Below are 7,855 nucleotides of genomic sequence, written 5' to 3' on the forward strand. Positions count from 1 at the left end.
ACGCGAGAACGCAACCATCCTGCTCCCTCTATACCCATGGGGGGCATGAACGAAAAGTCTTTTCTCCCGCGCCCCGCACATCACGGCTTCAGAAGCCGACATCCTGCCATTCATCACCAAGAAGTTCTGGTGTGTTGAACTGTTCCAGATTGCGGTAATGAATTTCCCGGTCTTCCACAAACAGACTGCTGACAATTCCTTTTGCCAGCCGGTCCGCGCCATCACTGATCGCCGGGATATCCCCGCTGACTTTCCCGTGTGACAGGGTTGCCGGAAAACAGAAGCAGTGAATTTTTTCCAGCGCAGGGCAGTCAACCCCCTCTCTGGGCTGAAACTCGAAGGCCGGTCCCAGATCCGGGGACAGTTCCAGTTCAGGGTTCAGCACGCCGGAGGGATTATCTTCTGCCGCAGGTGTGAAACGATCTTTCCAGAAGCGGATACTGGAGGCGATGGATTTCAGCTCTGGCCGTTGCCCGATATCCACAGCAAACCCTGTCGCCGCGATCAGAAAATCGGTTTCAAACACGCCACGCGGCGTTGTGACGCGCAGATGCTCTCCCTCCACGGCCACTGCCTCCACCGGGCACCCCAGATGGAAAAACGCATTGGGATGTTTTGAAACACGCAGCGTGCTGGGGCGCGGCGGCGGCGTCTGTGCCGCAAGGGTGTAATCCAGAAACCGCCACTTCCAGGAATCGGGGAGCGCCTGAAACCCGTGCACAACGCCCTGACTGCCAATGCCGGTAAATTTGTTAATCCGGGGAATATCCTTACGGCGGATCAGCATATCCACACGTGCAGCACCCGCCTCCAGCGCCTCTGCCGCATTATCCATGGCAGACGCCCCGGCCCCGATTACCGTCACCCGGCGGCCTTTGAGTGCGGTGAAATCAATAGCCTCCTCAGAATGGGCACGGAATGCTTCAGGCAGATTTTTGAAAATGTCCGGCATATAGCCGCCACCCAGACCATCCCGGCCCGTTGCCAGCACCAGATGTCGGGCCAGAACAGTTTCTTCCCGCCCCTGCTGGCGCAGAAGAAGGTCAAGCAGCCCATCATCCCGAGACCGGATATCCAGAAGCTCCGTCTCATTTTCAACCGGGATATCCAGCACCTTTCGGAACCAGCGCAGATACTCCATCCACGTCACGCGCGGAATAAAGCCCAGATCCTCCCATGCATCCACGCCAAACCGGGCCTCATACCAGGCCCGGAATGTCAGGGCTGGCAGACCAAGGCAGGGGCCCGTCAGTGTTTTGGGGGAGCGCAGGGTTTCCATGCGGGCATATGTCACCCACGGCCCTTCCTGCCCGGCCGGAGCGCGGTCATACACAACATGGTTCTGCACGCCGTAGCGGGAGAGCATGCCGGAGGCTGCCAGTCCGGCCATGCCGCCGCCAATAATCACCACATCCCGCACCGTGCGGTTCTCCACGCACTGCTCCGGCACCCAGCTTTTTGCGGGAAGTTCAAGCCAGGAGAGATCCTGCTTCAGCCGTTCTTCAAGTTTTGCAAGACCACCGGGCAATTCAGAAGGGAAAGAAAGCGTCATACCTGCCAGTCTCCGGGCAAAGGGGATAAAGAAGGGCCACCCAGACCATGCAGGGCCTCTTCCGTAATTTCAGGGCTTACACGCTCGTGCAGCACAAATTCCGGCAGTTGCGCAGCGGACGCCGTGCGCAGGGCATCAACCAGTGCGTCCAGCCCCGGCGTAAGCGGGCGGCCTGAGGCTTTTACAATGCCAAAAAAGAAGGGAATGGCTGTGTCCAGCGGCCTGACCACAGTGTCCTGTAAAAGCAGGCCACAGGCCGTGGCAGGCTCTACAATGGCAACCCCAAGCTGCGCCCGGACCATAGCCAGAGCGGTCACGCTGGTGTTGGTATCAATAAATGAGGGTGGAAACCCCCCTATTTTTGCAAAGGCTTTTTCCACACGGCTGCGCAGGCGATACGGGTTGGCAATTGTCACCAGCCTGCGGGATGTCAGATCCGCCAGCCGGACAACCGGGCTGGACACAAGCGGGTCCGCCTTATCCAGCACAGCCACGCAGCGGGACTGCCCCACCCACAGCACATCCAGCTCCGGATGGCTGACAGGAAAGCTGGCCGCCCCCAGATCCGCCGTACGTTCCATAACAGACTGCACGACCCGCTCAGCGCTGACAGACTGCACATGCACGGCTTTAGGCAGCAGGGCCGGAGGGAGCTGCGCAAGCGCATACGGTATCAGGCCGGTCGCCAGAGCCGGGATTGCGGCAATTTCAAAGGACGGCGCCTGATCCTGCGCAATTGCCGCCACGCGCTCGTTCATGCGCCGGACATTCGCCATAAGCCGCTCAGCATCCATATGGAACAGCATGCCCTGCTCCGTGGGCACAATGCGCGGACCATTCCGATGAAACAGCGCAAAGCCGAGAGAGGCTTCCAGTTCCTGAATAAGGCGCGTCATCGCAGGCTGGGAGCGCCCCAGAAAACGGGCGGCCCCCGTCAGGCTCCCTACGGCGACCACCGCACAGAAGGCTTCAAGCTGTTTCAGGTCAGGAAGATCAGGCTTCATGAGTCGAGACTGTATGCGGGCTGCAAACCTGCATCAAGAAAGAATTTGGAAAATGGATGATAATCTTCTTGCCATGCATAAACCGGATCAATATCGTGCGGTATAGAAACGATTACGGACCCGCTTCTGCATGGACATTCTGCCCTTCCTGACGGCCCTCACGACGTCTGCCACCGGACCGCATCGCCATGATCTGGCTGAGGTAATGACGGCGCGCGCGGATATTCTGAGCATGAGCGCACAGGCGAACGCCGCCGTTGTTTCCCCGCAAAAGCCGGGACGGCTGAGCCACACCCTGCGCACTGCACTTGCAGCCCGCATGGCACGCCTGTCCTGCGCGCCGGCCCTTGCCGCCCTCTATCTGAAGACTCTGGACGGACTGAACCCCGCGGCCTCTTTCACCGCGCTGGCGCAGAACGATGCGCTGCCGGAAGCCGACGCATTTGTGACAGCACTCGTCCGGTATGCGGATCTGGTCACTGTGCGCCCGAAAGACGCGACACAGGCGGATATTGAAGCGCTCCGGCACGCAGGGCTTACGGATGCGGAAATTGTGCATCTGGCCGAACTGATTGCCTGCGTCTGCTATCTCTCCCGCCTGACGCTGGGCATGCAGGCCCTCACAGGCGCTGAGGCGGGCACTCTGGCAGACATGCAGGCACCGGCAACAGACCACCAGACTGACGCTCCTGCACAGGCACGCACAGCAGGCTTCACGGCCGAACCGCTGGAGTGGATTCCATACCTTCAGCCCGTAAAGCTGGAAGACGCGACGGAAGAACAGCGGGACGCGATGAAAATCACCCCGTCCAACACCAAAATTTCAGACTACGTGCTGACACTGGCGCATGACCCGGAAAGTCTTGCGGTAAGGTCACCTCTGTTCAACGCGATCATGTATGGTCGCGATGGCCTCTCCCGCGCTGGGCGGGAAATGGGGGCACTGGGCTGTTCTCTGATCAACCACTGTCTCTATTGCGCGTCCGTCCATGCCCGGCGCTTTATCCAGCTTACAAAACGCCCGGAACTGGTGGAAACCCTTTTTTCTGAAGGGCCGGATGCCTGCCTGAATGATGAATACTGGCAGCCGATTTTTGATTTTTCCGTCAAACTGACCCGTACCCCAGCCACATTCTCCAGCGCGGATGTGACGTTCCTGCGGGATCACGGCCTGTCTGATCTGGAAATTTTTGATCTGATTTGCGCGACCGGCATTTTCGGCTGGGCCAATCGCCTGATGCACACACTGGGTCACTCCGTTTCACCCCCTTGAAAATGGCCTTCGCCCCACGGCGTTTTGGAAAGACACCGACATGATGGACAGATCGCACACAGCCCGGACACGGTGGGGCGCCATTATCGGATCAATCGGCGGGAATGCGCTGGAATGGTATGATTTCACCATTTTTTCGTACATGATCCCGATTATCAGCACGCTGTTCTTTCCAAAATCCGCCGGGAGTGTTTCGGCTATTCTTATGTCAACCGCCCTGTTTGGTGTCGGGTTTTTTACCCGGCCCTTGGGCGGCATCTGCCTTGGTTTATATGCTGACCGCCACAGCAGGCAGGAAGCAATGACACTTGGGATGGGGCTCATGGCAGTCGCCGTCGCACTTATTACCTGCGCCCCCACCTATGAACAGGCCGGAGTCACGGGTGCGATCATGATCGCCATTGCTCGGCTGTTACAGGGATTTTCCGTCGGCGGCGAATTTGCGACATCGACGACATTTCTTGTTGAAATCGCGCCTCCCGGCCGCCGGGGCTTTTTTGGCTCATGGCAGATCACCGGGCAGATTATCGCGCAGGTTCTCGGCGGCAGCGTTGGGTATCTGATGACAACATGGTGCACACCAGAACAGGTCCATGCCTGGGCGTGGCGTCTGCCTTTTGCTTTCGGTCTTTTTATTATTCCCCTTATCCTGACAATTCGCCTTAAAATGTCTGGCGCAGCAGCAGGAAAACGGAAAGCCGTCAAAAATTTAGGCATGATGCAGAGCCTGACGGCTCAGTGGCGTGAAATTCTGACAGGGATGGGTCTGGTGACAGCCAGCACCGTTTCTTTCTATATTATTTATGGATATGTCGTGACCTACGCGACAAAAATCCTGCATCTTTCTCTCACAGGATCGTATCTTGTGCAGATGTCGGCTGCGGCCTCCATGCTGCTCGTCGTGCCATTCAGCGGTTACCTCTCTGATTTTATCAATAAAAAACTCATTATTTTCGTAAGCCTTGCAACCTATCTTGTTATTTTATGGCCACTTTACGCGTGGCTTGTCGCGTCCCCCTCCATCACGCGCCTGATTATTATGCAAATCAGTCTTTCTTTTGTCAGCGGGATGTTTCTTGGCTCCTACTGCACACTGATCACGCAGATCCTCTCACCAGCTTCCCGTACCACCATGCTGGCCATTGTGAACAATATGGTTGTGCTTGTTGTTGGTGGATTCTCACAACTGATTGTCACATGGCTAATCAGCATTAGCGGAAAAGCCATGGCTCCTGCTTTGTTTGTTATGAGTGGAGTCGCAATCGGCCTGATAGCAGCCACCTATCTTTTACTCAGCCCAATTTCCGAACAAACGCCTGAAAAAACAGCCTAGAAACCAGATTTCTCCATCAAATAAATAACTATATTTTTTAGTGTTTATGTATTTTCACGAAAATTGTAGATTTTTTGTTGCTGTTTTTAAATCCTTCCATATAATTAAGTCATTATCCGATTCACCCTCTTTTTTCTGGTATAGCCCATGATAAAGAAAAATCTTGCTCTTGGTGTTCTTGCCAGTCTGGATCTGACGGGATCAGCATACGCAGCAACCACAAGCACAACCACACAGACCAAAACCGCAGAAGCGGAATCTGTGCTGGTTTCTGGCTCTGTAACCACCGGCATTGGCGCGCTTTCCAACAATACGCGGCGGCATAGCACCACGCATGTTGAAGTTGTCAGCGCCAAAGAGCTGATGGCGACCGGCCAGACCAACGTGATTGCCGCACTGGCTCAGATGGCTCCGGCCATCAACTCCCCCCCCGCTGGCGGGATTGGGTCAAATAACGTTGCCAGACTTATGATTTTAAGAAATCTTGGTCCGGATGAAACGCTTGTTCTGGTCAACGGAAAACGGCGGCATCTGGGGGCAAACTTCAACTTCAATACCGGCCCCGCTACAGGGTCCCAGCCGACTGATATCAGCCTGATTCCCATCAGCGCGATTGACCATGTGGAAATCATCATGGACGGTGCAACTGCCCTGTACGGGCAGGAAGCCATTGGCGGCGCCGTGAATATCGTTTTGAAATCCACACCAGGCAAAGGCTCCGTCAATCTTCAGGACAGCGGCTATTATGCTGGAGATGGTGTCGGGATTGATGGTTATGGGGACTATAATTTTGCACTTGGGCACCACGGTGGCTTCCTTGACCTTGCAACCCAAATCACCCATCAGCAACCAACAAATCGTTCCGGTTTAAATACGAGTCAGAAGTATTTCAGCCTGCCCGATGGGTCTCTGGACCCACGCGAGCAAAAAATCGGGAATGATGTAAACCGTATTCAGGGTATCAGCCGGTCTCTGTCCGAGTTGTTCAGCGCCAATGGCTCCCTTCCGGTTACAGACAAGATTTCTCTTTATACCACAACAACCTATAGTCATCGTGATGTGGATGCGCCGGGCTTTTTCCGCACGGCCAATAATGATGCAAACGTACGCGCCATTTTCCCCAACGGGTTTTCTCCACACCTCACAACGGAAGAAAACGATTTTCAGGTGAATGGTGGTATCCGCGGCCGGGATCTGTATGGCTGGAACTGGGATGCCTATGTGCTGTATGGCCGAGACCAGCTCCGCTACGGCGCGTATGACACCATTAGCCCGACTTACGGCCTGAACAGTCAGACCAAATTCTATAACGGCACCAACATTGCCTCTGATCTGACAGCAGGTTTTAAAATATCCCGCGACATTCCCTCCTCCATTCTGGCCAAACCGCTTGGCGTGGAACTGGGCGGGGAATACCGGCACGATACTTTTCAGATGACTCAGGGAGACACACAATCCTGGGGAGATGGGGGCGTTGCCATTCTGGATGGCCCGAACGCAGGGAAAGCCGCGGCACCGGGTGCGTCGGCCTATTCCGGCACACCACCATCCGCTGCGGGTAATCATTACCGTGATATTTTTGATGGCCACGTCAATCTGGACCTGTGGGCCACAAAAAAATGGGAATGGACTCTGGGTGGGCACGCCACAAACTATTCAGACACCATAACGGCTTTTACCGGCTCCATGGGCACACGCTATAACTTCAACAAACGCTGGGCCTTACGTGCAAATATCAATACCGGCTACCGTCCGCCCACGCTGGCTGGCCTGTATTACAGCACTATTTTCTCCACCCCCGGATATCAGTCTGCCTACGCGTCCTCCGTCAGCCAGATTGCCCGCCTGCTTGGCGCGGAAGGCCGTAAAGGGGAATATTCACGCAGCTACAGCGTCGGGATTGACGCAACACCCGTCGATAATTTCCACATTACCGCCAACCTCTATCGCATTGGCATTAACGACCGGCTGGAAAGCACATCCAACTTTGGTGGCACATCCATTGAGGGTCTGCTTGAAAGTGCGGGAATCTCCGGCGTGCGGTATGTGCAATATTACACCAACCCGGTAGATACCGTGACCAATGGGGGCGATGTGAATGCAACATATCTGCTTAATCTGCCACAGGGGCACAGCCTTCAGTTTGGTGTAAACGTGAATATCGCGGATACGCAAATTTCACGCTATCGCAAAACGCCTTCTATTCTCGCGGCTTACGGGCAGGATTATTATAATAAATTCTCCCAGAATGACCTGCTGCATACCTCGCCTAAAAACCGGGAAACACTCTCTCTGGTCTGGCATAAAGGGCGCTACACGCTGACCATTCAGGAACAGCGTTATGGCAGCGTGACGTTTATTGTCAGCCCCTCCCAGCCCTCTTCCACATGGACCAAAGTGCGGCCGCAATGGAATACGGACATCAATCTTGATGTCGGCATTACAGAGCGCGCACATGTCACGGTAGGCGCAAATAACCTGTTTGATAAATACCCTACACAGGTCAGCCGCGCCGCCGCAGCACCCACCGGCTCCTACCGCTACGCCACCTATTCTCCCTCAGGCTTTATGGGCGGCTATTATTATGTGCGTGGGTCTTTTAATTTTTAAGGCACCTGGAGGGTTCGAAAAACCCCCTGGTTTTGAGTTCTTCTGTATGCTTCCATTCCTCCGGTTCTAATTGAGGGAATGGC

Annotated in this window: 5 protein-coding genes; 3 read left to right on the top strand and 2 right to left on the bottom strand. The window is 55.3% G+C overall.

The features are described from left to right. Positions 1-88: 88 nt before the first annotated feature. Positions 89-1,552: an NAD(P)-binding domain-containing protein gene (locus tag JK199_RS15010; RefSeq protein ID WP_212354055.1), complete on the bottom strand. Its 1,464-nt coding sequence runs from the start codon at positions 1,550-1,552 to the stop codon at positions 89-91. Continuing rightward, on the bottom strand, positions 1,549-2,556 hold the full coding sequence (locus JK199_RS15015; protein WP_212377423.1) for a LysR family transcriptional regulator: 1,008 nt from the start codon (positions 2,554-2,556) through the stop codon (positions 1,549-1,551). The genes JK199_RS15010 and JK199_RS15015 overlap by 4 nt, the downstream gene beginning before the upstream one ends. A 130-nt stretch (positions 2,557-2,686) precedes the next feature. Between JK199_RS15015 and JK199_RS15895 the strand changes: the two genes are divergently transcribed. The 3 genes from JK199_RS15895 (at position 2,687) to JK199_RS15030 (ending at position 7,772) form a co-directional block, all read left to right on the top strand. Beyond that, positions 2,687-3,829, top strand: coding sequence for a peroxidase-related enzyme (locus JK199_RS15895; protein WP_244985209.1), 1,143 nt, complete (start codon positions 2,687-2,689; stop codon positions 3,827-3,829). A 40-nt stretch (positions 3,830-3,869) separates the two neighbouring features. Further along, positions 3,870-5,162: an MFS transporter gene (locus tag JK199_RS15025; protein ID WP_212377424.1), complete on the top strand. Its 1,293-nt coding sequence runs from the start codon at positions 3,870-3,872 to the stop codon at positions 5,160-5,162. A 147-nt stretch (positions 5,163-5,309) separates the two neighbouring features. Next, positions 5,310-7,772, top strand: coding sequence for a TonB-dependent receptor plug domain-containing protein (locus JK199_RS15030; RefSeq protein WP_212377426.1), 2,463 nt, complete (start codon positions 5,310-5,312; stop codon positions 7,770-7,772). The last annotated feature ends 83 nt before the right edge of the window (positions 7,773-7,855 follow it).

This window comes from Acetobacter persici (assembly GCF_018256955.1).
In the GTDB taxonomy this organism is placed as follows: domain Bacteria; phylum Pseudomonadota; class Alphaproteobacteria; order Acetobacterales; family Acetobacteraceae; genus Acetobacter; species Acetobacter persici.